This window comes from Novosphingobium resinovorum (genome assembly GCF_001742225.1).
Lineage (GTDB): Bacteria > Pseudomonadota > Alphaproteobacteria > Sphingomonadales > Sphingomonadaceae > Novosphingobium > Novosphingobium resinovorum_A.
Genome location: NZ_CP017076.1, coordinates 127,198 through 153,949, shown reverse-complemented (window position 1 = coordinate 153,949; position 26,752 = coordinate 127,198). Strand labels below are relative to the sequence as shown.

General features: G+C 65.0%; 30 protein-coding genes. 19 read left to right on the top strand and 11 right to left on the bottom strand.

What is annotated here, in order from left to right; all coding sequences use genetic code 11:
- Positions 1-74 precede the first annotated feature (74 nt).
- The 6 genes from BES08_RS33690 to BES08_RS18400 all read left to right on the top strand — a co-directional run bounded on the left by BES08_RS33690 (position 75) and on the right by BES08_RS18400 (position 5,319).
- On the top strand, positions 75-782 hold the full coding sequence (locus BES08_RS33690; protein WP_036525251.1) for a hypothetical protein: 708 nt from the start codon (positions 75-77) through the stop codon (positions 780-782).
- Between the two features lie 2 nt (positions 783-784).
- Entirely contained in the window at positions 785-1,384 is a 600-nt protein-coding gene (locus BES08_RS33685; protein WP_051586795.1) for a cytochrome c oxidase subunit 3, read from the top strand.
- Positions 1,381-1,707: a cytochrome C oxidase subunit IV family protein gene (locus BES08_RS18415; RefSeq protein ID WP_036525253.1), complete on the top strand. Its 327-nt coding sequence runs from the start codon at positions 1,381-1,383 to the stop codon at positions 1,705-1,707. Before BES08_RS33685 ends, BES08_RS18415 begins: the two co-directional genes overlap by 4 nt.
- Before the next feature lie 147 nt (positions 1,708-1,854).
- A complete protein-coding gene (locus tag BES08_RS18410; RefSeq protein WP_036525255.1) occupies positions 1,855-2,643 on the top strand; it encodes an enoyl-CoA hydratase/isomerase family protein in 789 nt (262 codons plus the stop codon).
- A 4-nt stretch (positions 2,644-2,647) separates the two neighbouring features.
- Positions 2,648-4,207, top strand: coding sequence for a class I adenylate-forming enzyme family protein (locus BES08_RS18405; RefSeq protein ID WP_036525257.1), 1,560 nt, complete (start codon positions 2,648-2,650; stop codon positions 4,205-4,207).
- Positions 4,204-5,319, top strand: coding sequence for an alkene reductase (locus BES08_RS18400; protein WP_051586797.1), 1,116 nt, complete (start codon positions 4,204-4,206; stop codon positions 5,317-5,319). Before BES08_RS18405 ends, BES08_RS18400 begins: the two co-directional genes overlap by 4 nt.
- A 20-nt stretch (positions 5,320-5,339) precedes the next feature.
- Here the strand turns inward: BES08_RS18400 and BES08_RS18395 are convergent, their stop codons facing one another.
- Together BES08_RS18395 and BES08_RS33010 are read right to left on the bottom strand one after the other, a co-directional pair.
- On the bottom strand, positions 5,340-6,611 hold the full coding sequence (locus BES08_RS18395) for a TetR family transcriptional regulator (protein WP_069709347.1): 1,272 nt from the start codon (positions 6,609-6,611) through the stop codon (positions 5,340-5,342).
- Positions 6,612-6,719: 108 nt separating this feature from the next.
- The gene (locus tag BES08_RS33010; RefSeq protein ID WP_156799935.1) at positions 6,720-6,926 is read right to left on the bottom strand and encodes a hypothetical protein; all 207 of its coding nucleotides are present in this window, start codon (positions 6,924-6,926) and stop codon (positions 6,720-6,722) included.
- Between the two features lie 59 nt (positions 6,927-6,985).
- Here BES08_RS33010 and BES08_RS18390 point away from each other — a divergent pair, with 59 nt between their 5' ends.
- The 4 genes from BES08_RS18390 to BES08_RS18375 all read left to right on the top strand — a co-directional run bounded on the left by BES08_RS18390 (position 6,986) and on the right by BES08_RS18375 (position 10,144).
- On the top strand, positions 6,986-7,909 hold the full coding sequence (locus BES08_RS18390) for a DUF7064 domain-containing protein (protein WP_069709346.1): 924 nt from the start codon (positions 6,986-6,988) through the stop codon (positions 7,907-7,909).
- 44 nt (positions 7,910-7,953) lie between these two features.
- Positions 7,954-9,135: a phosphotransferase family protein gene (locus BES08_RS18385; RefSeq protein WP_051586799.1), complete on the top strand. Its 1,182-nt coding sequence runs from the start codon at positions 7,954-7,956 to the stop codon at positions 9,133-9,135.
- Positions 9,132-9,641, top strand: a complete 510-nt coding sequence (locus BES08_RS18380; RefSeq protein ID WP_036525261.1) for a hypothetical protein — start codon at positions 9,132-9,134, stop codon at positions 9,639-9,641. Before BES08_RS18385 ends, BES08_RS18380 begins: the two co-directional genes overlap by 4 nt.
- A gap of 185 nt (positions 9,642-9,826) precedes the next feature.
- Positions 9,827-10,144, top strand: coding sequence for a putative quinol monooxygenase (locus tag BES08_RS18375; RefSeq protein WP_036525263.1), 318 nt, complete (start codon positions 9,827-9,829; stop codon positions 10,142-10,144).
- A 43-nt stretch (positions 10,145-10,187) separates the two neighbouring features.
- On the opposite strand, the gene BES08_RS18370 is transcribed toward BES08_RS18375, so the two are convergent.
- The 9 genes from BES08_RS18370 to BES08_RS18330 are packed head-to-tail and all read right to left on the bottom strand — an operon-like array spanning position 10,188 to position 18,382.
- The gene (locus BES08_RS18370; protein WP_036525264.1) at positions 10,188-11,129 is read right to left on the bottom strand and encodes an NAD(P)H-dependent flavin oxidoreductase; all 942 of its coding nucleotides are present in this window, start codon (positions 11,127-11,129) and stop codon (positions 10,188-10,190) included.
- A gap of 4 nt (positions 11,130-11,133) precedes the next feature.
- Complete coding sequence (locus BES08_RS18365) at positions 11,134-11,982, bottom strand: MaoC/PaaZ C-terminal domain-containing protein (RefSeq protein ID WP_036525266.1); 849 nt, start codon at positions 11,980-11,982, stop codon at positions 11,134-11,136.
- 2 nt (positions 11,983-11,984) lie between these two features.
- Positions 11,985-12,899: an SDR family NAD(P)-dependent oxidoreductase gene (locus BES08_RS18360; protein WP_036525268.1), complete on the bottom strand. Its 915-nt coding sequence runs from the start codon at positions 12,897-12,899 to the stop codon at positions 11,985-11,987.
- 10 nt (positions 12,900-12,909) lie between these two features.
- Entirely contained in the window at positions 12,910-14,088 is a 1,179-nt protein-coding gene (locus BES08_RS18355) for an acyl-CoA dehydrogenase family protein (protein ID WP_036525270.1), read from the bottom strand.
- Complete coding sequence (locus BES08_RS18350) at positions 14,085-14,414, bottom strand: hypothetical protein (protein WP_036525272.1); 330 nt, start codon at positions 14,412-14,414, stop codon at positions 14,085-14,087. The genes BES08_RS18355 and BES08_RS18350 overlap by 4 nt, the downstream gene beginning before the upstream one ends.
- Positions 14,411-15,286, bottom strand: a complete 876-nt coding sequence (locus tag BES08_RS18345; protein WP_036525273.1) for an HpcH/HpaI aldolase/citrate lyase family protein — start codon at positions 15,284-15,286, stop codon at positions 14,411-14,413. Before BES08_RS18345 ends, BES08_RS18350 begins: the two co-directional genes overlap by 4 nt.
- On the bottom strand, positions 15,283-15,735 hold the full coding sequence (locus BES08_RS18340) for a MaoC family dehydratase (RefSeq protein ID WP_036525275.1): 453 nt from the start codon (positions 15,733-15,735) through the stop codon (positions 15,283-15,285). The genes BES08_RS18345 and BES08_RS18340 overlap by 4 nt, the downstream gene beginning before the upstream one ends.
- 23 nt (positions 15,736-15,758) lie before the next feature.
- Positions 15,759-16,958: an acetyl-CoA acetyltransferase gene (locus tag BES08_RS18335; RefSeq protein ID WP_036525277.1), complete on the bottom strand. Its 1,200-nt coding sequence runs from the start codon at positions 16,956-16,958 to the stop codon at positions 15,759-15,761.
- On the bottom strand, positions 16,958-18,382 hold the full coding sequence (locus BES08_RS18330) for an OB-fold domain-containing protein (protein ID WP_036525279.1): 1,425 nt from the start codon (positions 18,380-18,382) through the stop codon (positions 16,958-16,960). Before BES08_RS18330 ends, BES08_RS18335 begins: the two co-directional genes overlap by 1 nt.
- Before the next feature lie 169 nt (positions 18,383-18,551).
- Here BES08_RS18330 and BES08_RS18325 point away from each other — a divergent pair, with 169 nt between their 5' ends.
- The 9 genes from BES08_RS18325 (at position 18,552) to BES08_RS18285 (ending at position 26,714) form a co-directional block, all read left to right on the top strand.
- A complete protein-coding gene (locus BES08_RS18325; protein ID WP_420873469.1) occupies positions 18,552-19,436 on the top strand; it encodes an SDR family oxidoreductase in 885 nt (294 codons plus the stop codon).
- 3 nt (positions 19,437-19,439) lie between these two features.
- Positions 19,440-20,603 carry an acyl-CoA dehydrogenase family protein gene (locus tag BES08_RS18320; protein WP_036525283.1) on the top strand — a complete coding sequence of 388 codons (1,164 nt, stop codon included), beginning with the start codon at positions 19,440-19,442 and terminating at the stop codon, positions 20,601-20,603.
- A 74-nt stretch (positions 20,604-20,677) separates the two neighbouring features.
- Complete coding sequence (locus BES08_RS18315; RefSeq protein WP_162177375.1) at positions 20,678-21,154, top strand: MarR family winged helix-turn-helix transcriptional regulator; 477 nt, start codon at positions 20,678-20,680, stop codon at positions 21,152-21,154.
- Between the two features lie 26 nt (positions 21,155-21,180).
- Entirely contained in the window at positions 21,181-21,939 is a 759-nt protein-coding gene (locus BES08_RS18310) for an SDR family NAD(P)-dependent oxidoreductase (protein WP_036525287.1), read from the top strand.
- 7 nt (positions 21,940-21,946) lie between these two features.
- Positions 21,947-22,378 (top strand): PaaI family thioesterase, encoded by a 432-nt coding sequence (locus BES08_RS18305; protein WP_036525289.1) that lies wholly within the window; start codon positions 21,947-21,949, stop codon positions 22,376-22,378.
- Positions 22,375-23,169 (top strand): enoyl-CoA hydratase-related protein, encoded by a 795-nt coding sequence (locus BES08_RS18300; RefSeq protein WP_036525291.1) that lies wholly within the window; start codon positions 22,375-22,377, stop codon positions 23,167-23,169. The genes BES08_RS18305 and BES08_RS18300 overlap by 4 nt, the downstream gene beginning before the upstream one ends.
- 35 nt (positions 23,170-23,204) lie before the next feature.
- Entirely contained in the window at positions 23,205-24,449 is a 1,245-nt protein-coding gene (locus tag BES08_RS18295; RefSeq protein ID WP_051586802.1) for an acetyl-CoA hydrolase/transferase family protein, read from the top strand.
- Between the two features lie 19 nt (positions 24,450-24,468).
- Positions 24,469-25,392 carry a 3,5-dioxohexanoate:acetyl-CoA acetone transferase gene (gene kce / locus BES08_RS18290; RefSeq protein WP_036525292.1) on the top strand — a complete coding sequence of 308 codons (924 nt, stop codon included), beginning with the start codon at positions 24,469-24,471 and terminating at the stop codon, positions 25,390-25,392.
- A gap of 41 nt (positions 25,393-25,433) precedes the next feature.
- Positions 25,434-26,714, top strand: coding sequence for an enoyl-CoA hydratase-related protein (locus BES08_RS18285; protein WP_162177376.1), 1,281 nt, complete (start codon positions 25,434-25,436; stop codon positions 26,712-26,714).
- Positions 26,715-26,752: the final 38 nt, after the last annotated feature.

Genomic DNA, 26,752 nt, shown 5'->3' with positions numbered 1-26,752 from the left:
GGTGACCGGGGCGGGGCCGATGGTCCTGCCCCTTTTTCATGACCTTACGACAACAAGAAAACTGGGAGAGTGCCGTGGAGACCCCCTACAAGTACGTCCGGATATGCGCATGGGGAGGCCCGATCCTCCTGATCGTCACCATCATCTTCTGGGGCATTCTGGGGCGCAACATTCCGCCCTACTCCGCCGGGCTTTCCGCCGCCGAGTTCAAGGCGCAGTTCGCCCCGGTGGCGGACCAGATCCGCGTCGGCATGACCGTGACGATCGCCTGCTCCGTCCTCTACTTCGTGTGGGGACTGGCGATCACCAAGGTCATGGAGAAAGTCGAGCGGCACAACAACGTGCTCTCCACCCTGCAGTTGTGGGGCGCCGGGTTCACGACCCTGATCTTCGTCATTCCCTGCGGCATCTGGCTGACCGCCACCTTCCGCGCCGACACGCTGGAGCCCGGCACGCTGCAGATCCTGTTCGATCTGGGCTGGATGATCTTCGACCTCGCCTATTCACTCACCACCCTGCAGATGGTGGCGCTGGGCGTGTGCTTCCTTTCGGACCGGCGCCAGGTGCCGCTGTTCCCGGCCTGGGTCAGCTGGTTCAGCATCTGGGTGGGCGTGATGTTCGTGATCGAGGCGCTCAATCCGTTCTTCAAAACCGGCCCGTTCTCGCGCAGCGGCACCGTCAATTACTGGCTCGAGTTCTCAATCTTCTTCCTCTTCATGGCGATCATATCGGTCTATCTGTTCAAGGCGATCGACCGTCTGGTCCGAGAAGAAGCGCCCTGACCGTGCATGGCCAGCCAGGCGCGGGCAACCTGCGCGAACGCGACCGGACGCTGCCCGGCGATCCGGGCGTGTTCTTCTTCATCACGGCAGACATGGCGATGTTCGCGGTGTTCTTCCTGCTGTTCATGGTTGGGCAGTTCCAGGACCCGGAAGGCTATCGCGCCTCACGCGCGGCGCTCGACCCGGTGCTGGGGCTGACGAACACGCTGATCCTCGTCTTCAGCGGCTGGTGGATGGTCCGCGCCGTCGAGGCCGGGCGCGAGGGCGACTGGCGGCACGCCCGCACGCGGGTGCTGGCGGCGATGCTGTTCGGCTCCGCTTTCGCCCTGACCAAGGGCTACGAATACTACGCCAAGGTCTCTGCCGGCATCACGCTGACCTCCAGCGAGTTCTTCGGCTATTACTTCGCCTTCACCGGCATCCACTTCCTGCACTTCGTGCTCGGGATCGGCGTGCTCGCGGTCACCGCAGGCAAGCTCACCAAGCCCGAGGGCACGAAAACGCTGGTCTGGCTGGAGAGCGCCGCCGCCTACTGGCACATGGTCGACCTGCTGTGGATGGTGCTGTTTCCCATGCTCTACCTTGCGGGAGGCACGTCATGAGCGCCCGCTTCGGCAGTACCGCCACCCTGCTCGCTCTCGCCGCGCTGTCTGTGGGCAGCTTCCTGCTCGTCGAAACGGAAGCTGCTTCCCTTGTTGTTGGCCTGGCCGCCGTCGCGATCGCGCTGGTCAAGGCGTCGTTGATCCTGAACCGCTTCATGCATCTGGAATGGCGCCACCGGCCTTTCGCGCTGCTGCTGGCCGCCTGGCTCGGGATCGTCGGCGCCATCCTCGGCGGAGGACTATGCGCTTTGCCCTGGAAGGCTCCGACTCACATTCCTGTCGCCGTGAATGACAGGGCACTTCCCTTCGAGATGATAAAGTGATTAACTGGTTTGGAGGCGGTTCTTGGAATCGCTCGGCCGTATCGCCATCCGCGCCGTCCTCCGGCGCAGTACAGTGGTAGCGGACGCAGACAATGGCGCCGGCAACAAGCCGGCGCTGATATGAGAATGACGGAGAGTTTGTCCTCGATGACTGATCAAACCATGCGCATAGAGCGCGACGGTGCCCTCGCCCGTCTCGTCTTTTCCCAGGCAGAGCGTGGAAACCCCATCAACGCCGAATTCTGCGGGGCATTCCTCGATGCCGCAAACACGATCTCGGAAGACCCGTCGATCCGGGCCGTGCTGATCGTCGCCGAGGGCAAGAACTTCAGCTTCGGCGGCGATATCGCCACGTTCACCGGTGAGCTCGACCGCCTGCCGATGATGATAAAGCGATGGACCGCCGCGCTGCACGTCGGCATCGCCCGCTTCGCACGCATGGACGCGCCGGTCGTCGTCGCCGTGCAGGGCATGTCGGCGGGGGGCATGAACGGGCTTGTCGCGGGGGCGGATTACGTCGTCGGCTCGGCCACTTCGCGCTATCTCGCCGCTTATGCGGGGATCGCCTTCTGCGCGGATGCCGGAACCTCGATCATGCTGTCGCGCCGTATGGGCATCGCCCGCGCCAAGCGCTTCCTGCTGATGAACGAGCTGCTCGATGCCGATGCAGCATTCAGCGCCGGGCTGGTGGACGAAGTCGCGGCGCCTGAGGATTACCTCGCCCGCGCCGAAGCCGTCGCGCGCCAATTGGCCGAGGGTCCGACCCGCGCCTTCGGGGAAATCCGCCGCCTGTTCCTGAGCGTGGAGGACCAGCCTCTCGAAACACAGCTCGAACTGGAGGCGCTGGCCCTCGCCCGCTGCGCCGGGACCGCCGACGCCCGCGAAGGCATCACCGCCTTCGCCGAAAAACGCAAACCCGTCTTCAAGGGGGAGTGACGCCATGTGGCTATATCCCGAAGTCCGCACGATGGGCGAATTCATCGAGTATCACGCCCGCCACACGCCCGATCGCCGCGCGCTGGTCTATGGGCAGCGCAACATCTCGTTCGCCGAATACGACCGGGCCGCGAACCGTATCGCCAATGCCCTCGTCGCCCGCAGGATCGGTCCGGGCGACCGGATCGGTTTCCTCGGCCTCAATTCGCCCGACTTCTATTTCTCGCTGATCGCGAGCGCCAAGACGCGCGGCGCTTTCACCGTGTTCAACTGGCGCCTTGCCGCAGGCGAACTGGCGCAGTTGATTGCGGACAGCCGCGCTAGCGTGGTGCTGGTCGAGCGCTCGATGGAAACCCTGTGGAACGAGGCCATAGCCATCGCCGGGCATGCTCCGGCGGCGATATGGTTCGACGAGGCCGACAGCATCGAAGCCCAGTGCGCCCACTACCCCGACACCCGCCCCGACCTGTTCATCAGCGAGGAGGACATCGCCGTCCAGCTCTACACCTCCGGAACGACGGGAGTACCCAAAGGCGTGATGCTCAGCCACGGCGGCTTCAACCGCATGCGCCTGTGCGAGCATCTCGAACCCGCCTATGAGTGGGTGGACGGCGACATCTTCATCAATCCTCTGCCGAATTTCCACCTGCTTTCGATCGGCATCGCTTTCCAGTGCCTTTACAACGGCGTCGCCATTTCGGTGGTGCGGCAGTTCGATCCCGGGCTCGTCTGCGAAGCCATCCAGCGCGACCGTCCCACGTTGGTGACGCTGACACCGACGATGCTGCAGATGCTGCTCGATCATCCGCGCGCCGCCGACACCGATTTCACCTCGATCCGGCTGACGCTCTATGCCGGATCGCCGATCTCGCTCGGCCTCATCAAGCGCGCGATCGTGCGGATGCCGGGCAAGTTCATGCAGTTCTACGGCGCCACAGAGGCGGGCGGTGCCTTCTCCATCCTGCGCCCGGACGAGCATGACCTCGACAACGAGGCCAAGCTGCAGAGCTGCGGACGGCCGCTGCCGCTGATCGAGTTCCGCATCGTCGATGCGCAGGGCAACGAGCTGGGCATCGACGAGCCCGGCGAGCTGCTGATCCGTACACCGTCGATCACCACCGGCTACTGGAACCAGCCCGAGGCGACCGCCAAGGTGCTCAGGCACGGCTGGTATCACACTGGCGACGTCGCGCGCCGGGATGCGGAAGGCCTCTACTACATCGTAGATCGCCTCAAGGACATGATCGTGTCGGGCGGCGAGAACATCTACTGCGCCGAAGTGGAGAACGTGCTCTCCACCCATCCGGAAATCGCGACCGTCGCGGTGATCGGCGTGCCCGATGCGCGCTGGGGGGAAGCGGTCATGGCATGCATCATCCGTCATCCCGGCGGCACCGTCACCGAACCCGAAGTCATCGCCCATGCCCGCACGGCCCTTGCCGGGTATAAGGTGCCCAAGCGCGTCGTCTTCATGGAAAGCTTCCCGCTGATCCCCAGCGGCAAGATCTCGAAGAAGGATCTGCGCGCGCCCTATTGGGAAGCGCACGGAAGGAGCGTGGCATGACCGGCATGCACCCGCACCTCTTTGCGCCGGTCCTGATCGGGACGCTAGACCTGCCCAACCGTGTCATCATGGCCCCGCTGACCCGCGCCCGCTCGGGCCCGGACCAGGTGCCCACCGCGCTGATGGCGCAGTACTACGCCCAGCGCGCCGACTGCGGGCTGATCGTGTCGGAGGCCACCGCCGTCGATCCGCTCGGCATGGGCTGGTATGGCGCGCCGGGCCTCTACAACCCGGAGATGGTCGCGGGATGGCGTGTGGTCACCGACGCCGTCCATGCCGCCGGTGGGCGGATGTTCGCCCAGTTGTGGCATATGGGCCGTCTCGTCCTGCCTGACTATCTCGGCGGAGACTTGCCGATCGGTCCTTCGGCAATCGCCGGAGAAGGCGAAACGATGGCTCCGCCGCCGCCCGACTACACCGGCGGCTTCCTGCCGATGAAGCCCTACGTCGTCCCGCGCGAAATGGACCAGGCCGATATCGACCGCGTCGTCGCGAGTTACGGAGCGGCGGCGCGCAATGCGGTTGCCGCAGGGTTCGACGGCGTCGAGATTCACGGCGCCAACGGCTACATCATCGACCAGTTCCTCCAGTCGAAGACCAACTTGCGCAGCGACGGCTATGGCGGCGAAGTCTCCAACCGGGCGCGCCTGCTGCGGGAGATCATCGAGGTCGTGGCGGCACAGGTCAATCCGGGCCGCATCGGCCTGCGGATCAGCCCCACCAGCGAACGCAAGGGCATGGGTGATGAAGACCCCGGCGCCCTCGCCGAAACGATCGGGCAGATCGCCGGTGAGTTCGGCATCGCCTATGTCCATCTGATCGAGCCGATCGCGGCGGGATTCATGGAAAAGCCCCGGCATCCGGTCATGGACCGGCTGCGCGCGTCCTATGCCGGAGCGGTGATCCAGAACGGCAGCTTCGACGCGGCGACCGCTGATGCGTTCATCGCCGCAGGGCAGGCCGATGCGGTATCGTTCGGACGCCCCTACATCGCCAATCCCGATCTGGTGGAGCGCATGCGCGAAGACCGGCCATTGGCCGCAGCGAACTTCGACTACGCCTATGTCGGCGGAGGATGCGGCTATACCGACTATCCCCGGTATGCCGGGTAATGATCGCGACCCTGCCGGAATTATCCGGCGGGTCGGATCAGCCGTGTAACCGCCTCGATCAGCGCCTTGCGTGTCGAGGCGCGGTCATACCCGAAGGCCGTGTTGAGCACCGCGCGGCCTTTCATCCACATCGCGAAGGCCGACGCCTGCTGCCGCCGCAGCGAGACGAGGCCGGCCCAGATTCCGCGCCCGGCCTGATAGCTGGCGGTGCCGTCCAGTATCCGCAAGTGCTCGACGAGGGGAAGCAGTTCCGGCTCCCGCCCTGACAGCAGCGCGACTTCGCCAATCGTTCTCGCGAAGGATACGTAGAACCCATTGTCACCGCTGCCGTCGGCCGGCGAGATCGCGTTCGCCATGCCTTCGGCCCAGTCCTCCAGCGTAAGCGGCTTGTCCTTCGCGCTGTACGGATTCAGCGGATCGGCCACCTTGTGGATCATGGCGCGCCACATCGCCTGATTGCGAAAGTTCGACATGCCTCCAAAATGATAGGCGATGATCGAGGGAGACACGCCAAGGTTGCCGGCGATCCGCCGCTGGTTCACCTTTTCGATCCCGTGTTCGAACAGGTCACGCGCCGCCTCTGTCAGCAGCCGTTCGCGCAGGTCGTCCGGATTGGGCGGCGCGCGCATAGCGAAACTTTCGAGCCTGGGCTCCAGCAAAGCGCTTATGCTGTGCTCTTCATCCCACGATAGATCGAACATTGCCGCCAGGAGTGCACGCAAGGTCTCGCGCTGCAGGATGGGATATTCGGCGAAGGAATCGAGACCTTGCGCCCAGACTTCCTCCATGCACAGGTAAGTGACCAGCGCTTCGGCAAAGCTACGGTCCCGCCCCTGCCCCTCCAGAATATCGCCCCACGCCCGGACTCGCATGTCGTGCCAGGCTTCGACGTGACGCAGGTTGCCGGCCACCGCTTGCGGATGGAACAGCACTTCCGACCAGAAGCGGGCATTGTCGCTCCCATGCCGTAGCCGGATATAGTTCGCGGTCCACTCGACAAAGTTCAGGTAGCCGAGCGGTCTGCCGGCGATATTTGCGATCAGGCTTTCGTGAAACGCGCTATCTTCGAGAAGTGCCTGCTGCAGCGCCGCGCGAAGGAGGCCTGACTTGTCGCCGAAATGATGGACGATCGCGGCGGTCGTGACTCCGGCGTTCGCGGCTATGGCGCGCATCGGCATGTTGCGGATGCCTTGCCGCGCGATCCCCTCGACAGCTTTCCCGACAAGCAGAGATTTCAACGGATAGCCGTCCTGTCCGGACGGTGCCGCTTCCTGGAGAGCCTGTACCGACATGACGGCACCTTACAGGCCCACAGGTTGAGCGCAATGACCTTGCGTGACACCGAACATAACGAATGAACAGCCATTACCCATCACATGATTTATATATATTATTATATATCAATATTTTAATTCGACGTCGAAGTTAGTTTTGGCGCGATGACAAAACAGGATGGCAAATACCTCTTGTTCGCTTTGATTAATCAGGTTACCAATTTTCAAACAGCCGAATGAGTCGGCGAACGAATGGAGAGGAAGGACGCGGGCGCCGGGGCACAACCGCCGATCGAGCGCGCTGATGCGAACTTTCCAAGCATCTTCAGGCATGGCCGTCCCGCAGATTGCGACCGGCAAGACATCCTCACGACTGCAGGAGACAGCGTCCGATGAACGTCATCACCTCGATCCCGAAATTTGCCGACAGGCACGCCTACAAGCACGATCTTGCCCCGGACGGCCGCGAGGCTCTCGCGCACATGCTTATCATTCCCGAGCACGGAATAGCCGGCTTCATCTATCCCAGCCTGCGCGGCGGCGGCACGGCGAAAGTGCGCACCACGCTTTTCGGCCCAGGCCTTGGCGAAGAAATCCACGAGGAGATCGAAGGCGAGGCCCCCGACCTCGATTTCGACGACTGGCGCTTCGGACCGCTGGAAATGGCCATCGTCGAACCTCACCACAAAGTCGAACTGCGCTGGAAGGGAGAGCGCATCCAGTTCGACGGCACGTACGAGGGAGCCTATCCCGTCTACGCCTTCAGCTCGCACCCGGACGGCCTGCCGCCTTACTACGGTGACGACCGCACCGAGCAGCACGGCAGGGTCACCGGCCAGTTGACCGTCGACGGTAAGACCTTCGAGGTCAACGGCTGGCTCGTGCGCGATCATTCATGGGGGCCGCGCGTCTGGGGGCTCAACCAGCATTACAAGTGGTTCCACGCAGTCACTGCCGAAGCGTCGATCCATTACTTCGAAATGCAGTCGTTCGGCCGGCGCCACCTGCAAGGCTATCTCGTCAAGGACGGCAGGATGACCCACCTCGTCGATGCCGAGTACGACTACACGTTCGACGAGAACATGATGCAGCAGACTTTCGATTCCACCGTATTCGACGACGAGGGCCGCACGGCGCGCGTGGAATGCAAGGCATTCGCCAACATCCGGCTCGACTTCGATCCGATAACCTATCTTTGCGAGGCACCCGTCACCGTGACCATCGATGGAGTCCCCGGCGCCGGGTGGTGCGAGTTCTGTTGGAACAAGGACTACTACAACTTCGCCCGGCAACATGTGGCAAAGTACGGCCAGTAGACAGCCGAGCCGACCATGACTGCCCTGACGATGAGGTTATCCCGATGGCTACGGTCCATTCGACCAGTACATCCGCCTTCGCATCCACGCCGGATCGGTCCGATCTGGAGCCCGGCATCCGGGCCGTGCTCGATCGGCGGGCACTGCGCAAGGCGGCCAGCGACGTCTATCGCGTCGCGTCGATCGCAGAAGTTGAGGAACGCCTGTCCCGGTTCCTGGCAAGCGTCGCTCCGGGCCTGATCGCCAGCGGCGTGCGCCGGCTCGGCGGCGGCGCGTCCAAGGAACAGTTCTACTTTGAAATCGGCGGCGGCGCTGCTCCAGCGCAGGCCTACGTGCTACGCATGGAGCCGATCCAGTCGATCTCGGAATCGGATCGGGGCCGCGAGGCCGACCTGCTCAACGCGGTGCGGGGCATAATTCCCGCGCCAGAACCGGCATGGCTCGACGCGGAAGGGACATTCTTCGGCCAGCCCGCAGCCATCATGCATTTCGTCGCCGGTGTGACCAAACCGAGCGACAACGGCAATACGGTGACCGGTCTGGGCACTTATCTGGGGCCGGATCTTCGCGGCAGAATCGCACCGCAATTCATCCGCAATCTCGCCGCCATCCACGCGCTGGACCTTGCCGATCCGAATCTTGCCAGCTTCCAGCGACCGGACGCCGATCCCTGGCAGGCGGCGCGCTGGCAGGTGAACTGGTGGGCTCGCCTGCACCACGAAGACGTGATCCAGGCCCATCCGGTGCTCACACTCGCGGAAGAGTGGATGTATGCCAACCTGCCCGCCGCGACCGATCTGGTGATGGTCCACGGCGACTATCGCACCGGAAACTACCTGTTCGACGAGGACAGCGGCGAGATCACCGCCATGCTCGATTGGGAACTGGCCCATATCGGCGACCCGCACGAGGATCTCGCGTGGACGCTCCAGCGGATATTCGGTTCGTCCGAGAACGGCGTGCACCTTGCCAGCGCGATGCTGACGCGCGAGGACTTCATTGCCGCATATATCGCGCAGACAGGACGATCGGTGAATCCGCGTTCGCTGCATTTCTACGAGATACTCTCCGCCTACAAATGCGTGGTGATGACGCTGGCGACCGGCATGAAGACCGCGCGCGACCGCCACAATCATCAGGACGTCCTGCTCACCTGGCTGGCACCCGCGGGATACATCTTCGTGTCCGAACTCTGCCGCCTTCTGGATGAGGCAACCGCACCATGAATCCATCGATCGAAGATCGCCTCGGCAGCATGATCCGGGCCATGGAAGAAGTCGTTCTCCCCGAACTGCGGGGACGCAAGGGGCTCGCGGAGGAGCAGGCATCGCTGGTACTGAGGCATCTCCACCAGTTGCGCGCGCAGGCAGGCCTGAACACGCGCTACGAAGACGCCGAGTTCCGCGCACTCGCAACGTTGGCCGCAGAACTGGTCGCAGCAGCGAACGGCGGCCCGGTGACGACATCCGCAGCGCATGAATTGCGGTCGGCGGCCATGCCCGCAACCGACGATGACGCCCTGCAGGCAGCGACCGTACGGACGAGCGCCGCCATAGCCGCGCTGATCGCCGCTGCGCACGTCGATGGAGATACCCGGTTCCGCACTGCCGTCTACCGGCAGGTGCTAGGCCACGGGGCCGCGACCGCCCTGCGCGACCGGAGCTGGTTCGCGATTACCAGGTTCGAAGGCCCGGACACGGAACTGCCGTCGATGACGGCTGCGCTCACGTAGTTTCGGCTTTTCGGGCCGCGAACACCGGGCTCACAAGTTACGACGGAGGGGACTGTCAAGGATGAATTCCCGCCCCGTTCGCTCTCGATCTCGAAGGCGCTTTCAGGGTGAGCCAGCTCATCCGTCTGAAACCGCGCACTTACGGGATAGAGGCGAAGATGCAATTCCAGGCACGGAGAGATCGCATGCACCCTGTATTCGTCACCCTCGAACTCCATTTCGCACCGGGCACGATGGAGACGTTCCTGACGCAACTGCCCGGCATTCTCGAAGAGACGCGCAGGACCGACGGCTTCGTCGCCATCAGTGCCCATCGCCATCATGAGGACGCCGACAGACTCATCCTTTCCGAGCAATGGCACAGTGCGCTGGCCTATCAGACCTACCTGCAGTCCCGCATCGTCTCAGGGCTGTTCACGGACTTGTCCAAGCTGCTCGTTGCGGAACCGCGCATCGACATCTGGCAGCCCGCTCATCTCACCGTAACGGCACCAGTCGACTGACAAAGAAGGCGCGGGAGGCAAACTCTCCCGCGCCCTTTTCATGTCAGCCTGCGTCTGCCAGCCAGCGGCGCGCCTCGGCGTATTCGTCCACCAGCGTACCGATCCATTCCCCCGCAGGCCCCGCGACCTTGACCGCGCCGATGCCCTGCCCGGCGCTCCAGATTTCCTTCCACGCCTTGGCGTTGTCGCCGCCGCCGTCGATGTTGATCGCCTTGCCCGCCGCGCGCACGAGGTTGTCCGGATCCAGCCCGTTCTCGACGATCGAGGGGCGCAGGAACGTCGCCTTCACGCCGGTGAACGAGTCGCTGACGAGGATGTCGTCGGCCGCGCAGTCGACGATCATCTGCTTGAAACCGGCCTGCGTGTTGGCCTCTTCCGACGCAAGGAAAGCCGAGCCGACATAAGCGAGGTCGGCCCCCATCGCCTCGGCCGCCAGCACCGAGCGGCCGTTGGCGATGCAGCCCGAGAGGATCAGCAGCCCGTCCCACCACTCGCGGATTTCCTGCACCAGCGCGAAAGGCGAGATATTGCCGGTGTGCCCACCTGCACCGGCACCGACAGCTATGATCCCGTCCACGCCCATCTGTGCTGCCTTCTGCGCGTGGCGGTTGCGCACGACGTCCTGGAACACCAGCGCGCCGTTGTCCTGAAGCCGCCGCACGAGGTCGGGGTTGGCCGCCAGCGCCAGCACCACGATCGGCACCTTGTGGCGCAGCACCACCTCCAGATCCGGCTCCAGCCGCGAATTCGAGGCATGGGCGACGAGGTTGATCGCATAAGGCGCGTCGCCCACTTCGGCCTTGATCCGGCCGATGTCGGCATCGAGCGCCTCGGTCGTGCGCGGGTTCAATGCGGGCATCGAGCCGATGATCCCGGCCTTGCACTGCGCGATCACGAGGTCCGCGGTGGAGGCGATGAACATCGGCCCCGCCATCACCGGAATGCGCAGTCTGCCCTTGAGGGCGGCGATCTCTTCCCTGTTCATCGTTCTATCGCTTCCATGTTATCGCGCCGTCATCCAGCACCTTGCGATCCCCCACCAACGCGCGGAACCGCGCCGAGGCATCGCCGTCCTTCCATATCTCGAATGTGACTTCGTCCCCGGGCATGACAACGCCCGAGAACTTGCAGGCCAGCGCCCCCACCGCCCCCGGATCGCGCCCCAACGCGCGCGAGACCGCCACGCCGGCGACGGCATAGCTCGCCAGCCCATGCAGGATCGGGCGCGGGAAACCGGCCTTCGCCGCGAAGCCCGGATCGAGATGCAGCGGGTTCCAGTCCCCCGACAGGCGATAGATCAGCGCCGCGCGCGGCGAGATTCCGTAGTGCCCGACCGCATCGGGAGCGCCGACCGGCTCGAACTTCGCCTCGCGCGGGGCTTCGGGGCCGCCGAAACCGCCGTCGCCACGCAGCAGCAGGGTCTGGCGCAGGCGGCAATGGACGGCGTCGGTATCGGCATTGCTGATCTCGCGCTCCAGCACCAGCACCGCGCCGCGCCCCTCACCCCGGTCGGTCAGCGAGACCACGCTCGCCGTCCCTGTCACCGTGGCGCGGGGGGGCAGCGGCTCGAAGAACTCGGCTGCCTGCGCGGAATGCACCAGCTTGCCGAAATCGACCCCGAGCGCCGGCTCGCGAATCCACATGCCGGGCGAACACAGCGTCACACCATAAGTCGGCAGAACCCGCAGCGATCGTTCATCGAGAAACGCGAGGTCGCCCGCGTCGCACGGATCGTGCCCCAGCCCGACGCCCAGCGCATAAAGGATCGCGTCACGCTCGGCATAGGACTGCGTGCGCACGCCGAAGCCGTAGTCCCGGATCGCGTCGGGCCGGATCATGGTCACACCGGGTCCCAGGTGAACACGTCGCCCGAACGGTGAAGCGGGTAGAAGTCATTGGCGAACTGCGGGAACACGCGCTCGGTGATCGTCTCGGGCGTCCAGCCCTCGGCGGTGTGGGCGGTGCGGATCGGGCGCGACTGCGAGAACAGGTAGATCTCGTTGTTGCGCACGCCGAAGACCTGTCCCGTCACGTCCTTGCCGCCATCGCTGCACAGCGCTGCACAGAACGGCCCGATCTTGTCGGCGTCCAGCTTCTTGAGGCCCTCGACGCGCTTCTGCTGCTCGGGTGTGTCGGTCGGAATCGAGCTGACCATGCGCGTCCACGCCCAGGGCGCGACGGCGTTGGAGCGCACGCCGAAGCGCTGCATGTCGATCGCGATGCACTTGGACATGCCGACGATGCCCAGCTTGGCCGCCGCATAGTTCGCCTGCCCGAAGTTGCCGACGAGCCCGGTCGAGGAGGTCATGTGCACGAAAGCGCCCGAGCCCTGATCCTTGAAGAACGGCGCGGCGGCGCGGCTGGTGTGGAAACTGCCCATGAGGTGCACGTCGATCACCGCGCGGAAGTCCTCCGGCTCCATCTTGTGGAAGATCACGTCGCGCAAGTTGCCCGCGTTGTTCACCACCGCGTCGATCCGGCCGAAGCTGTCGATCGCGGCCTGGACCATCGCCTGCGCCCCGTCCCATTCGGCGACGCTGTCGTGGTTGGCGACCGCCTGCCCGCCCAGCGCACGGATTTCCTCGACCACCTGCTCGGCGGGCGAAGCGCTCTCCTCGCCCTCGCCGGTCAGCGCCACGCCAAGGTCGTTGACGACAACCGCAGCACCCGCCTTCGCCATGGCCAGCGCGATGCCGCGACCGACGCCGCGACCGGCGCCGGTGACGAGCACGGCCTTGCCTTCCATCATTCCCATTGTCGTATCCTCAGTAGCTCTTGGGAAGGTCGAGGACCTTCTCGGCGATGAAGCTCATGATGAGCTGCTCGGTGATCGGCGCGAGGCGCGTCAGCGCGGCCTCGCGGTACAGTCGCTCGACATGGTATTCCTTGGCATAGCCAAAGCCGCCATGCGTCGCGACCGATTGCCACGCCGCGTCATGACAGGCGCGGGCGGCAAGGAACTTGGCGGAATTGGCCTCGGCTCCGCAGGGCAGGCCGCTGTCGTAGAGGCGCGCGGCCTTCTCGACCATCAGCCAGGCGCTTTGCAGATACATCCACTTTTCCGCGAGCGGGTGCTGGATACCCTGGTTCTGGCCGATCGGCCGGTCGAAAACCACGCGCTCCTTGGCATAGTTCACGCCCCGGCGCAGTGCGTCGGAACCGATGCCGGTGGCGGCGGCGGCGATCAGGATGCGCTCGGGGTTTAGCGAGTGGAGGATATAGCCGAAGCCCTTGCCTTCCTCGCCGATGCGGTCCTCGTCGGGGATGAACAGATCCTCGATGAAGATCGCGTTCGAATCCACCGCCTTGCGGCCCATCTTGGGGATCAGGTGGACATCGATCTTGCTGCGGTCGAGGTCGGTGTAGAAGATGGTGATGCCGTCCGTCGGCTTGGTCACGTCCTCGAACTTGGTGGTGCGGGTCAGCAGCATGATCTTGTTCGCGACCTGCGCGGTCGAGGTCCAGACCTTCTGGCCGTTGACCCGGTAGCCGCCGGGCACCTTCTCGGCGAATGTCTTGATCCGCGTGGTATTGAGGCCGGCGTCTGGCTCGGTGAAGCCGAAGCACACCTGGTCCTCGCCCGAGACAAGGCGCGGCACCCAGCGGGCCTTCTGCTCCTCGGTGCCCTTGACCACGATCGGGTGCGGCCCGAACAGGTTGATATGGATCGTCGAGGACGCGGCGAACCCGCCGCCGCAAGAGGCGACCTCGCGGATCATCGTCATCGCCTCGGTCACGCCGAGGCCGGAGCCGCCGTATTCCTCGGGCATGGTGATGCCCAGCCAGCCGCTTTCGGCCATGGCGCGGTGGAATTCGCGCGGGAACTTGCCGTCGTCGTCGCGGGCAAGCCAGTATTCGTCGTCGAACGGCTTGCAGACCGCGCGCACGCCTTCGCGGATGGCTTCGAGATCTTCCTCGGTCGGAAGGGGACGGAGTGCACTCATGACGAAATCCTCGTTGAATGGGACTGGATGCGGCGCAGCAGGTCGGGCCCGCGCCACAGAAGCCAGGCGGCGTTGACCATGTTGCCGGTGCAGCAGGTGACGATGAACAGCACGACCACAAGCGTCAGGTTGCGCTCGTAGGCGTAGATGATGAGCGAGAAGAGCAGGAAGCCGGAATAGGCATCGGCCCAGACGTAGAGGCCCCAGACCACCGACCACACGTGGAGCTGGTCCGGGATGACCTCGCCGGTCGCGAAGGCATAGAGAAGGAACGCGGTCAGGCCGACCACGATCGCAAGGCTGGCGCCGCGCGCGAAACCGCTCATCCATCTTCTCCTGCTGCGGCCAGCGTCTTGTGCGCGGCCTTGAGGTGGGGAATGTCGAACATCTTTCCGTCGATGCCGATCGTACCGAGTTCGGGATTGGCGGCGAAGGCATCGACGATGCGGCGGGCATGGGCCACTTCCTCCTCAGACGGGCTGAAGCAGCGGTTGATCGTGTCGACCTGATCGGGGTGGATGGCGATGCGGCCGAGGAACCCGTCGCGCCGGGCCTTGCGGCAGTCCACTTCCAGCCCCTCGGGATCGCGGAAGTTGGCGTAGAGCGTGTCGATCGGCACGACCCCGGCCGAGGCCGAGGCGAACAGGCACTGCGCGCGGGCAACCTGATAGGGGAAGGTCCAGGAGCCGTCGGGCTCCTTGTTGTCCGTCGCGCCGATGGCGGCGCCAAGGTCTTCCGCCCCCCAGGTCAGGCCGACGAGGCGCGGGTGCGGCGGCGTGTAGGACTGCAGGTTGAACATCGCCAGCGGCGTCTCGGTGGAGACGACGGCGATCTTCACCGTGCCCACCGCCATGCCCGCCTCGGCCTCGAGCCGGTCCAGCTTGCGGGCGATTTCAGCGATGTCCTCGGCGCCATTGGCCTTGGGAACCAGCAGCCCCGCAAGGCCAGGGCGCACCACGGCGGCAAGGTCGTCGTCGATCAGCCCGCTGTCGAGCGGATTGGGCCGCACGAACAGCGCAGCGCCGACCTCGCCCGCGCGGTCGAGCCAGCCCGCGACGATGCCGCGCGCCTCGGGCTTCACCGCCGGAGCAACCGAGTCCTCGAGATCGAGGATCAGCACGTCCGCCGCTGTCTGCGAGGCTTTTGCGAACTTTTTCTCGCTGTCGCCCGGCACGAAGAGAAGCGAGCGCAGCCTCACGCCGGCTTCCTCAGCATCAGTGCATTGCGCTTGGTGCGGCAGACGATCTGGTCGTTCTGGTTGAGGCCGATGTGCTCGAACAGGACGATGCCCTGCGTCGGGCGAGACTTGCTGGCGCGCACCTCCAGCACATGCGTTTCCGAGCGGATGGTATCGCCGGAGAAGACCGGGTTCGGAAACACCGTATCGGTCATGCCGAGGTTGGCGACCGTGGTGCCCAGCGTCGTATCCTGCACCGACAGGCCGATCACCAGCCCCAGCGTGAAGATCGAGTTCATGAGCGGCCTGCCGAATTCGGTCTGCGCCGCATAGTCGTGATCGACATGAAGCTGGGCCGGATTGAAGGTCAGCGACGAGAACAGCATGTTCTCGTATTCCAGCACGGTCTTGCGGATCTCGTGCCGGATCACCTGCCCGACCTCGAACTCCTCGAACCAGAGGCCTGCCATCGTATCGTCTCCCTATTATCTTGTCAGTTCAGGCGGCCGAGGATCGCCACGGCGGCAACGCTGTTGAACGGTGCGCCGCCCAGATTGTGCGTCAGGCCGAAATCGACCTTGCCGCGCTGGCGATCGCCCGCCCGGCCCTGAAGCTGGTTGTAGACCTCGTAGGCCATGCGCAGGCCCGAGGCGCCGACCGGGTGGCCGAAGCACTTGAGCCCCCCGTCGAGCTGGCACGGAATCGCGCCGTCGCGGTCGTACCGGCCATCGAGGATGTCGGCAGGCGCGCGGCCCTCATCCGACAGGCCGAGGTCTTCCATGATGACCAGTTCGGTGATCGAGAAGCAGTCGTGCACCTCGGTCATGTCGATGCTCTGCTTCGGGTCTTGGATGCCCGCCTCGGCATAGGCCTTGCGCGACGCGACGCGGGTATTGGGCACATGCGCGCCGTCCCATTCGCCGTACTGCATCTCCCAGCCGTTGCTGGCGCTGAGCTGGATCGCCTTGATCGTGACGGGGTTGACCTTGCCCAGCCCGCGCGCGATGTCGGGCGTGGTAACGATGGCGCAGGCTGCACCATCCGACACGCCGCAGCAGTCGAACAGGCCGAGCGGATCGGCGATCATCGGCGCGTTCAGGATCTTGTCCATCTCCACCGCCTTGCGCATGTGCGCCTTGGGGCTGTGGACGCCGTTCTGGTGGCTCTTCCACGAGACATGCGCCATCGCCCGCTTGAGGTCGCCCGCGTCGATCCCGTGCCGCGCTGCATAAGCGCCCGCCAGCTGCGCGAACGTGCCCGGCGCGGAGCCGTAAGGCATCCACAAGTCGTTCTGCACGCCCTTGGTCTTGAGCGGCAACCCGCCGTAGCCGGTGTCCTTGAGCTTCTCCACGCCGATGGCCAGCGCGATGTCCACCGCGCCCGAAGCCACGGCATAAGCCGCGCCGCGCAGCGCCTCGGTCCCGGTGGCGCACATGTTCTCCACCCGCGTGACCGGCACCCGCTGCAGGCGCAGCGCATGGGCGGCGGGCAGCGCGGAATTGCCGACGTTGATGTCGTCGAGCGCATTGCCGACCCACGCCGCCTCGATCTGCTCGCGCGCGATACCGGCATCCGCCAGCGCCTCGCCGAACGCCTCGACCATCAGCCCGTCAGCGCCAAGCTCCCAGCGTTCGCCGAAACGGCTGCAACCCATGCCGACGATGGCGACCTTGTCCCTGAATCCGCTCGCCATCAGGCGTCTCCCAACGTCGGGCGCGCGCGCGGCGCCGCTTTCCAGAAATAGGTGCGGGTGCCCAGCTCGCGGTTCTGCGACTTGATGCGCAGCCGCATGCGGACGCGGTCCCCCACCGCAAAGCCCTGCTCGGGCCGGTCGACCATCTCCATCAGCACCCGCGCGCCGTTGTCGAACTGGACGAGACCAAAGTCGAACGGCGGATCAGGGGTGAAGTTCAGCCGGTCCGCCGTGATCGAGACGATCTTCGCCTCCAGATCGGCAAGGCGCACGTCCTCCAGAACTTCGGGCTCGGACAGAGCCGGGTTGACCGGATAGGCGCTCTTGGGGAACTGGACGTTGCCCCCACTGTCGCGCCCGCCGATGAAGCCGATGGTGTCGCGGCCGACGCGCTCCAGCACGGTGGCCTGCGATTTCTGCTGGAATTCCGCGCGCATCCCCCAGTCGAGCGACAGCGCACCCGAAAGATTGAGGAAGCGCGTGGGAGAAGTCAGGCGAAAGCCCTGCGTGAGAACCTCGGCGAACCCGGCCACGCCCTCGACTTCGCCGGTCACTTCGAAGACCAGAGCATCGACGCCGCTGCCAAACCCGACGACCAGCACGTAATCGCCCACTGCCGCCGCCGCCAACGCAAGGCCGAGGCCGTAGAGCGGCATCGCCGTGCCCAGATCGCCCGCCGCATCGGAAACCGATTGACAATGATTGGGCGCAGCGACCTTCAACTGCCGCGCCGCAGCGGCCCATGTCCCGCCGACCGGCTCGGCCACCGCGACATGCGTCAGATGGCCCGGCTCGATCCCCGCTTCCTCGCAGGCGTCGCGGATGGCGGGAACGATCAGTTCGGCCACCGCCACGTCGCGTACGAAGCGTTCCTCGTAGGCATAAGGCGTGGGGTGATCCTGCGAGGCATAGCGATCGACCAGATCGTGCGTCACGCTGGCGAAACCCGCCAGCCGCGCGCCGCCGCCCTCGCCGATGCGCACCGCGGCGGCGCCGTCGCCATAGGCGAGCTGCGCCGCGCTGCCCGCCTGCGTCAGCCGCTTTTCCGAGGCGACGACGATCTGGTCACCCGTACCCAGCAGCGCATCGAGCATGGCAGTCGTCGCTGCCCGCCGCGAATTGCCGAAGTCCACGGTGCGCACCGTGCGCGGCAGGGCCAGCGCATCGAGCGCGATCGCGCTTTGCGAACGCTCCGTGTAATAGGCCGAGGTCGAGGCGATCCGCAGACTTTCGGGCGCGGTCCGCACCAGACCCCGCGCCGCTTCTACAGCCATGGTCAGGCTGTCCTCGTCCCAGCCAGCCAGCGCGCGGAAACCGCCGCGCGGCATGCCGAGGCCACTCCAGGAATATTCGCGGGCGATCGCCTTGCGGTCGACGCGCAGCGCGGGCAAGTATGCGCCCATCGCGGTTATACCGATCTGCACCCTATCCTCCGCAAGATCATTTTTCGGCTCTGCCGCTGCTTTCGCAGCGGCCTATCGTCGCAGCCTTCTTGACAGCGACGAATCATTTTGTAAACAGGTTCACAATTAGTGGCAAGGGCGATTTGGCACCCGTCAGGGCAGCACCCGGCCAAGGGAGCAGGACTTGGACATCTTCAAACAGGACGTGCTGGCCGGAAAGGCCATTCTGGTGACCGGTGGCGGCAGCGGCCTTGGCCGGGAGATCGCCCGTAGCCTCAGCGCGCGCGGCGCCGTGGTGCATATCTGCGGCCGTCGCCAGGCGCTGCTAGACGAAACGGCGGCGCAGATTTCGGCGGCGACCGGCGGCGCGGTCCATGCTCACGCCTGCGACATCCGAGATGCCGATGCAGTGGACGCGATGATCGAGGCGATCTGGCAGACGGGTCCGCTTTCCGGCCTGTTCAACAACGCCGCCGCCAACTTCATCGCACCGACCAAGGACCTGAGCGCCCGCGGCTTCCGCGCGGTGACCTCGACGGTGATCGACGGCACGTTCTACACTACGCTGTCGTGCGGCAAGCGCTGGATTCGCGACGGGATCGCGGGCGCGGTCGTCTCCAACCTGACGACCTGGGTATGGACCGGATCGGCCTTCGTGGTGCCGTCCGCCATGGGCAAGACTGCGATCGACGCCATGACCAAGTCGCTGGCGGTGGAATGGGGCCCTTACGGCATCCGCCTCAACGCTGTGGCCCCCGGCCCCTTCCCTACCGAAGGCGCGTGGGAAAAGCTCAATCCGATCCCGGACACGCAAAGCTCGGCCACCAATTGCGAGACGGTGCCGCTGCGCCGCTTCGGCGATATGCCGGAACTGTGCAACCTGATTACCTTCCTGCTGTCGGACGGTTGCAATTACCTGACCGGGCAGACCATCGCGATCGACGGTGCGCAGCATCTGGCCGGTCCCGGCACCTTCGCCGATCTCACCAACCTGACCGGCGAGCAGTGGGATGCAGCGCGCGCCGCTATCGCGGGTTCGGTCGCCAAGGAAAAAGCCCAACGGGGGAGCAACTGAGCCATGATCGAAAGATCCCTCTTCCAGCCCGAACACGAAATGTGGCGCGACACCGTCCGCAAGTTCATCGAGAAGGAAATCGTCCCCTTCCACGACCAGTGGGAAAAGGACGGCATCGTCCCGCGCGACGTATGGCTCAAGGCCGGTGAGGCCGGGATGCTGTGCTGCACGGTTCCCGAGGAATACGGCGGCATCGGCGCGGACTATCTCTATGACGTCATCGTCTTCGAGGAACTGTGGCGCGCGGGCACGAGCGGCCCGGGCTTCCTGATCCACACCGACCTCGTCGCCTCCTACATCCTCGCCTTCGGGACCGAGGAGCAGAAGCGCCAGTGGCTGCCCAAGATGGTCAGCGGCGAGGCGATCGGCTCGCTCGGCATGACCGAGCCGCACGCGGGCAGCGATCTCAAGGCGATCCGCACCCGCGCCGAACGCGACGGCGACGACTTCGTGATCAACGGGCAGAAGGTGTTCATCTCGAACGGCCAGCTGTGCGACGTGATCGTGCTCGCCACCAAGACCGACAGCGCCGCCGGGGCCAAGGGCACCTCGCTGTTCCTCGTCGATGCCAGCCTGCCCGGTTTCAACCGGGGCCAGAACCTCGACAAGCTGGGCATGAAGGCGCAGGACACCTCGGAACTGTTCTTCGACAACCTGCGCGTGCCCGCCAGCGCAATGCTGGGCGAGGAAGGCCAGGGCTTCGCGCTGATGATGACGAAGCTGTCGCAGGAACGGCTCGCCCAGGCGATCCGCTCGGCGACCGTGACCGAAACCGTCATCGAATGGACGGTGGACTACACCGCCGAGCGCAAGGCCTTCGGCCAGACCATCGGCGATTTCCAGAACACCCAGTTCGTGCTGGCCGACCTCAAGGCGCGTGCGGTGATGGCGCGGGTCTTCACAGACAAGTGCATCGACCTGTTCATGAAGGGCGAGCTTGATCCGGTCGATGCCGCGATGGCCAAGATGACCACCTCGGAGCTGCACTGCGAAACGGTCGACAAGTGCCTGCAATTGTTCGGCGGCTGGGGCTACATGTGGGAGTACCCGATCTGCCGCGCCTATGCCGACGCGCGCATCGTCAAGATCGCCGGCGGCTCCATCGAGATCATGAAGACCATCATCGCGCGTGAGATGTTCAAGGGCAAGCTTGCGCGCAAAGGGTAATGGAAACACGCTTACCTCTTGATGCGCGCGCAATTGCGGATAGTGCGGAAGGTTCAACTTCCGGAGTTTCCAGCGTGCCCAAGAATTTGGATTCCAACCTGCGTTTCGGGTTCCTGATCCACGACGTGTCGCGCATGCGCCGCATCGTCGTGGACCGGGCGCTCAAGCCGCTCGGCATCACGCGATCGCAGTGGTGGGTGCTGGCTTTCCTGTCGCGCCGCGACGGGATGACCCAGACCGCGCTGGCCGCCGACCTCGATCTCACCAAGGTGGCGATCGGTGGGCTGGTCGATCGCATGGAAGGCGGCGGCTTCGTGGAACGCCGGGCGGATGAACGCGATGCCCGCGCCCGCCGCATATACCTGACCAAGGCCGGCCAGAAGCTGGTCGCCACGATCAGGGAAGCGGTCGATGCGGTGGAAGCCGACATCATGAGCGTGGTGGAGGACGAAGAACTCGAGGGCGCCAGCGGCGTGCTCCTCAAGGTCAAGACGAGACTGATCGAACTCATCGGCAGCGATGCCGAAGGGGCCGGCGACATAGAAATGTAGCCGGTCATGAACAAACGGAGGTTGTTGTGAAAGGTTTGGAAGGCAAGGTCGCCATCGTCACCGGCGGCGGACAGGGCATCGGGCGCGCGCTCGTTCTCAGGCTCGCGGCGGAGGGGTGCAAGGTCGCCATCTTCGATCTCAGCCCCGAGGCGGGCGAAAAGACCGCAAAGCTCGCCGGAGACGCCGTGGTGCAGACCTGGCAGGTCGATGTGAGCGACTTCGAGGCCGTTCAGGCTGCCGTAGGTGCCGTTGAGGACACCCTTGGTCCCGTCTGGGCGCTGGTCAACAACGCCGGATGGGACAAGCCGATGCCCTTCCTCACGACCACCCCGGAGTTCTGGGACAAGGTCATCTCGATCAACCTCAAGGGCAATCTCAACACCCATTTCGCGGTCGCGGGCCGGATGGCGCAGCGCGGCGGCGGGCGGATCATCAACATCGCCTCGGACGCGGCGCGCGTCGGCACCAGCAACGAGGCGGTCTATTCGGCCTGCAAGGGCGGCCTCATCAGCTTCACCAAGTCGATCGCCCGCGAACTGGCGCGCAAGAACGTGCTCGCCAACTGCGTCTGCCCCGGCCCCACCAATACGCCGATGATGGCCTCGGTGCTGGGCGAAGGCGCCGACGCGGAGAAGTGGAAGGACGCGATGGTGCGCGGTATCCCCTTGAAGCGCATGGGAGAACCCGAGGACTACGCCGGCATCGTGGCGATGCTCGCGTCGGACGACGGCGCCTATATCACCGGGCAGGCCATTTCCGTCTCCGGCGGCATGAACATGGTCTGATCCGGCCATGTCGGATCAGGACACCACCCCGCCGCCGATCCCGGGAAACTGGGAAACCGGCATCGTTACCCGCACGGGAGCGTGGACGGTCGGCCAGATCTGGGTCGACTGGGCAGCGAAGCGCTACTGCCTGAAAGTCTCGGAAGATCACTGCAACGGCGTCGGCGGCATGCACGGCGGCGCCATGGCGACTTTCCTTGATGGGCAGGCCTTCGTCTACCAGGACCGCGAGGCCGCCGATCCCCATACGCCGACAATATCCTTGCAGGTCAATTACCTGGCTCCGCCCGTCGCAGGCGACTGGCTGGTTGCGGACGTCGTGCTGGTGAAGACCACGCGCACGATGATCTTCACCCAGGCGATCGCCACCGTCGGAGAGCGGGTGATGGCCAGCTCCCACGCGATCTACAAGAACAACGCAGGAAAGGACTCGCTATGAGCGAAGCACCCCAGTTCAAGCACGTGATCTACGAAGTGAAGGGCCGCGCGGCCTGGATCACGATCAACCGCCCCAAGCTCTACAACGCCTTCAATGCCCAGACGATCGAGGAACTGATCGCCTCGTTCAAGCTGGCCGCCGACGATCGCGGCGTCAGCTCGGTCGTGCTCACCGGCGCGGGCGACAAGGCCTTCTGCACCGGCGGCGACCAGTCGGCCCACGAAGGCCAGTACGACGGGCGCGGCATCGTCGGCCTGCCGATCGACGAACTGCAGTCGATCATCCGCGACATTCCCAAGCCCGTGATTGCCCGTATCAACGGCTTCGCGATCGGCGGCGGCAATGTCTTCGCGACGCTGTGCGACCTTTCGATCATGTCGGAATCGGCGAAGCTCGGTCAGGTCGGCCCCAAGGTCGGCTCGGTCGATGCAGGCTGGGGCACGGCGCTCCTCGCCCGCCACGTCGGCGACAAGAAGGCGCGCGAGATCTGGTTCCTCAACCTCCAGTATACGGCGGCAGAAGCGCTCGAGATGGGGCTCGTCAACAAGATCGTCCCGCACGACCAGCTTGATGCGGCGGTGACCGAGTGGACCGACATCCTCGCCCAGCGCTCGCCCACCGCGCTGGCGCTCGCCAAGCGCAGCTTCAATGCCGACAGCGACAACATCCGCGGCATCTCGATGCTGGCGCTCAATGCGGTGAAGCTGTTCTACGACACCGACGAGTCCAAGGAAGGCGTCCGCGCCTTCACCGAGAAGCGCGCGCCCGACTTCCACAAGTACGTGAAGTGACGGAATAGCAGATAGCAAATCAGCAGGTCCGGCCCGTGGCACCACGACGCATCACCGAAGACGATCTGGCCGCAGTCCTGCCGCCCGGTGGGCTGACGCTGGTTTCGTCGTGCAGCGCGGAATCGGATCTGCTGGCCGATATGGTCGCCGGGGGGGGAGATACCCTGGCGGCCATGCGGTTCTCCGGCATCTTCGTGCCCGGCCTCAACCGCCGGACATGGTCGGGAAGCAGCCGGAGCCGGGTGCTGACGTTCTTCCAGACGCCGCAGCTCAGGGCAGAACCCGAGCGGGTCGATTTCAGGCCGCTGTGCTACGGGCAGATATCCGCGCTCTATGCGGCCGAGCCGCCAAGCGCAGCGCTGTTCATGTGCAGCCCGCCCGATGAAAACGGAATGTGCTCGTTCGGGCCGGAAACAGCATTCATTCCCGATTTCTGGCGATGCGCCGGAACGCGGATCGCGCATATCAACCCCGCCATGCCGCGCACGGCAGGCGATCCGGGTATTCCCTTCGGCGAACTGACCGCTTTCATCGAGCAGGATCAGGTATTGAAAGGCACGCCCGCCGATCTTCCGGACCCTGTTTCGCGCGCGATCGCGGAACATGCGGCCCGATTCATAGAAGACGGCGCCACGCTGCAGACCGGCCTCGGCAAAGTGCCCGACGCCGTCCTCGATGCATTGCATGACCGCCGCGACCTGCGCCTTCATACCGGCCTCGTCGGCGACGGCGGGCTGCGGCTGGTGCGGTCGGGGGCCATGGCCCCGGGTTCGAGCGCCCTCGTCGGCGTCGCGATCGGATCGCCCGAACTCTACGCAGGGTTGGATGATCCCCATTTCCAGTTCCGACCGGCCTCGGTAACGCATGATCTGCGCATCGCGGGAGCCGCCGAACACTTCGTCACGGTGAATTCCGCGCTGGAAGTCGACCTGTTCGGACAAGTCTATTCCGAGGTCGGCCCCAAGGGCGCCATGTCGGGACCGGGAGGCGCCAGCGACTTTGCCGCCGCCGCCCGCCTGTCGCCGCGCGGGCTGCGCCTGATCTGCCTTCCCGCCGACGCGGCGAAAGGCACGCTGTCGCGCATCATCGACCCTGCCTCTGCACGCGGCCCGGCATCGCTGAGCCGGCTCGATACCGATGTGGTCGTCACCGAACATGGTGCCGCCGACCTGCGGGGCAAGAGCCATGATGACCGCGCCGAAGCCCTTATACGTATAGCCGCCCCCCAATTCCGCGATGTCCTGGCAGAAAGCTGGCGTGCGGTTTCGGATCGGCTCTGAGAACACAAGAGAGGATTATATGGCCAAGACCATCATCAGCTGCGCCGTGACGGGCTCGATCCACACCCCGTCGATGTCGCCGCATCTGCCGGTGACGGCCGACGAGATCGCGCAGAGTGCGCTTGAGGCGGCAGAGGCCGGCGCGGCGATCGTCCACCTGCACGCGCGCGATCCGCAGACCGGCAAGCCGGTGCACGAACCCGAAGACTTCGCGCCGTTCCTCAAGGTCATCAAACAGGCGAGCGACGTGGTAGTGAATATCACCACCGGCGCCTCGCCCTATATGCCGGTAGAATATCGCGTGAAGCCTGCGGAAACATGGAAGCCGGAAGTCGCCAGCCTCAACATGGGCAGCATGAATTTCGGCCTGTTCCCGATGCTGAAGAAGGATCGGGAATGGAAGCACGCCTGGGAGCCCGAAATGCTGGAGGCCAGCCACGACCTCGTCTTCCGCAACAGCTTCAAGGATATCCGCTATGCCCTTGAAACACTGAACAAGACCGGCACCCGCTACGAGTTCGAGTGCTACGATACCGCGCACCTCTACAACCTGCACTACTTCTGGAAGGAGGGCCTGGTCGAAGGTCCGCTGTTCATCCAGACCTGCTTCGGCCTGCTCGGCGGCATCGGCGCCCACCCGGAGGACGTGATGCACATGAAGCGCACCGCCGACCGCCTGTTCGGCGATCAGTACCGCTGGTCGGTGCTGGCGGCAGGCGCGAACCAGATGCCGGTGGCGGCGATGGCTGCCAGCATGGGGGGCCACGTGCGCGTGGGGCTGGAGGACTCGCTGTGGATCGGCAAGGGCCAGCTTGCGACCAGCAACGCGCAGCAGGTGACGAAAGTGCGCCAGATCATCGAGGGCCTCGGCGGCGAGATCGCCACGCCTGCCGAAGCCCGCGAAATCCTCAGCCTCAAGGGCGGGGACAAGGTCGCCTTCTGACCCTGCTTCTCGCAATGCCGCAAGCCGGCGCAGGAGAATTCATGACATTGCCCCTCCCCGATCTCACCCAGTTCCGTGTCGAGCGACAGGACAACGGCCTGATCCATCTCGTCTTCGACTGCCCCGACAGATCGATGAACGTCTTTTCCAACAAGGCGATCCATGAACTGGGCGCCTTCGCCGAATGGCTGCACCGCGCCGATGACGTTCGCGGCGTGGTCGTCCGTTCCGGCAAGGCCAACGGCTTCTGCGCGGGCGCGGACCTGACGGAACTGGGCGTCGCCTACGAGATGATCGTCGCCGCCCCCAAGGCCGACCGTTTCGATATCGCCTTCGACCACTTCTTCCCGCTCAGCCATGCAATCCGCCGTCTGGAAACCGCAGGAAAGCCGATTGCCGCCGCCGTGGCGGGTGTCGCACTCGGCGGCGGATGCGAGTTGGCGCTCGGCGCCCACTACCGTGTCCTGACCCGTTCCCGCCGTGTTATGCTGGGCCTGCCTGAATATGCCGTGGGGCTACTTCCCGGCGCCGGCGGAACCCAGCGCATGCCCCGCCTCGTCGGCGTCGAGGCCGGGCTGGAAGTCCTGCTTCTCGGCCGTACCTACCAGGGCGAAGATGCCGTGGCTGCCGGCCTTGCCGACGAGGTCGTGGATGAAGGCGACGAGATCGCTGCCGCCGAACGCTGGCTGCTGTCCGAGGCGGCCCACTGCGTGCAGCCCTGGGACCGCACTGACAGTGCTCCTTTGTCGCATGTCGAAATTTCCGGCGCTATCGAGCGCCATCGCGAACGCGAACTGGCAAGGATGCTCGGCCACGAACCAGCCCCTCTCGCCATTCTCGACTGCGTCGAGTTCGGCATCATCCAGCCGATCGATGGCGCCATCCGCGCGGAAATGTCAGTATTCGCCACGTTGATCCAGCGCCCCGAACCCCGCAATATGATCCGCACGATGTTCCTCGGCAAGCAGGCCTATGACAAGGCGGCAAAGGACGGCTCCCTGCCGGACAGCATCGAAGCCGCGCGGGAGGCGATCTCCACGAAGGTATCGCAGGCGTCTTCGCAATGCCCCGAATTGGCCAGCGCCCTGTTCGGAGCCCCTACCGCCGGATCTGCACCGGTCCAGCGGAGGGTCGGCACGGACTTCTGGCTTCGCGGTCGTCCGGCGGCGATGGCAGCCCTTAAGGAACTGTCGCGGGACTGCAGCGGCATAGTCGCCGACATGGACGACATCACCCGACTGCAACTCGATCACGCACTTGCTCGCACGCTTGTTGTGCCTGCCTATATCGGCGGCCTCGCTGGCATGACGGAACTGATCTAGAATATCCTCTTGCGGGAGAGTTCAGAACTCTCCCGCAA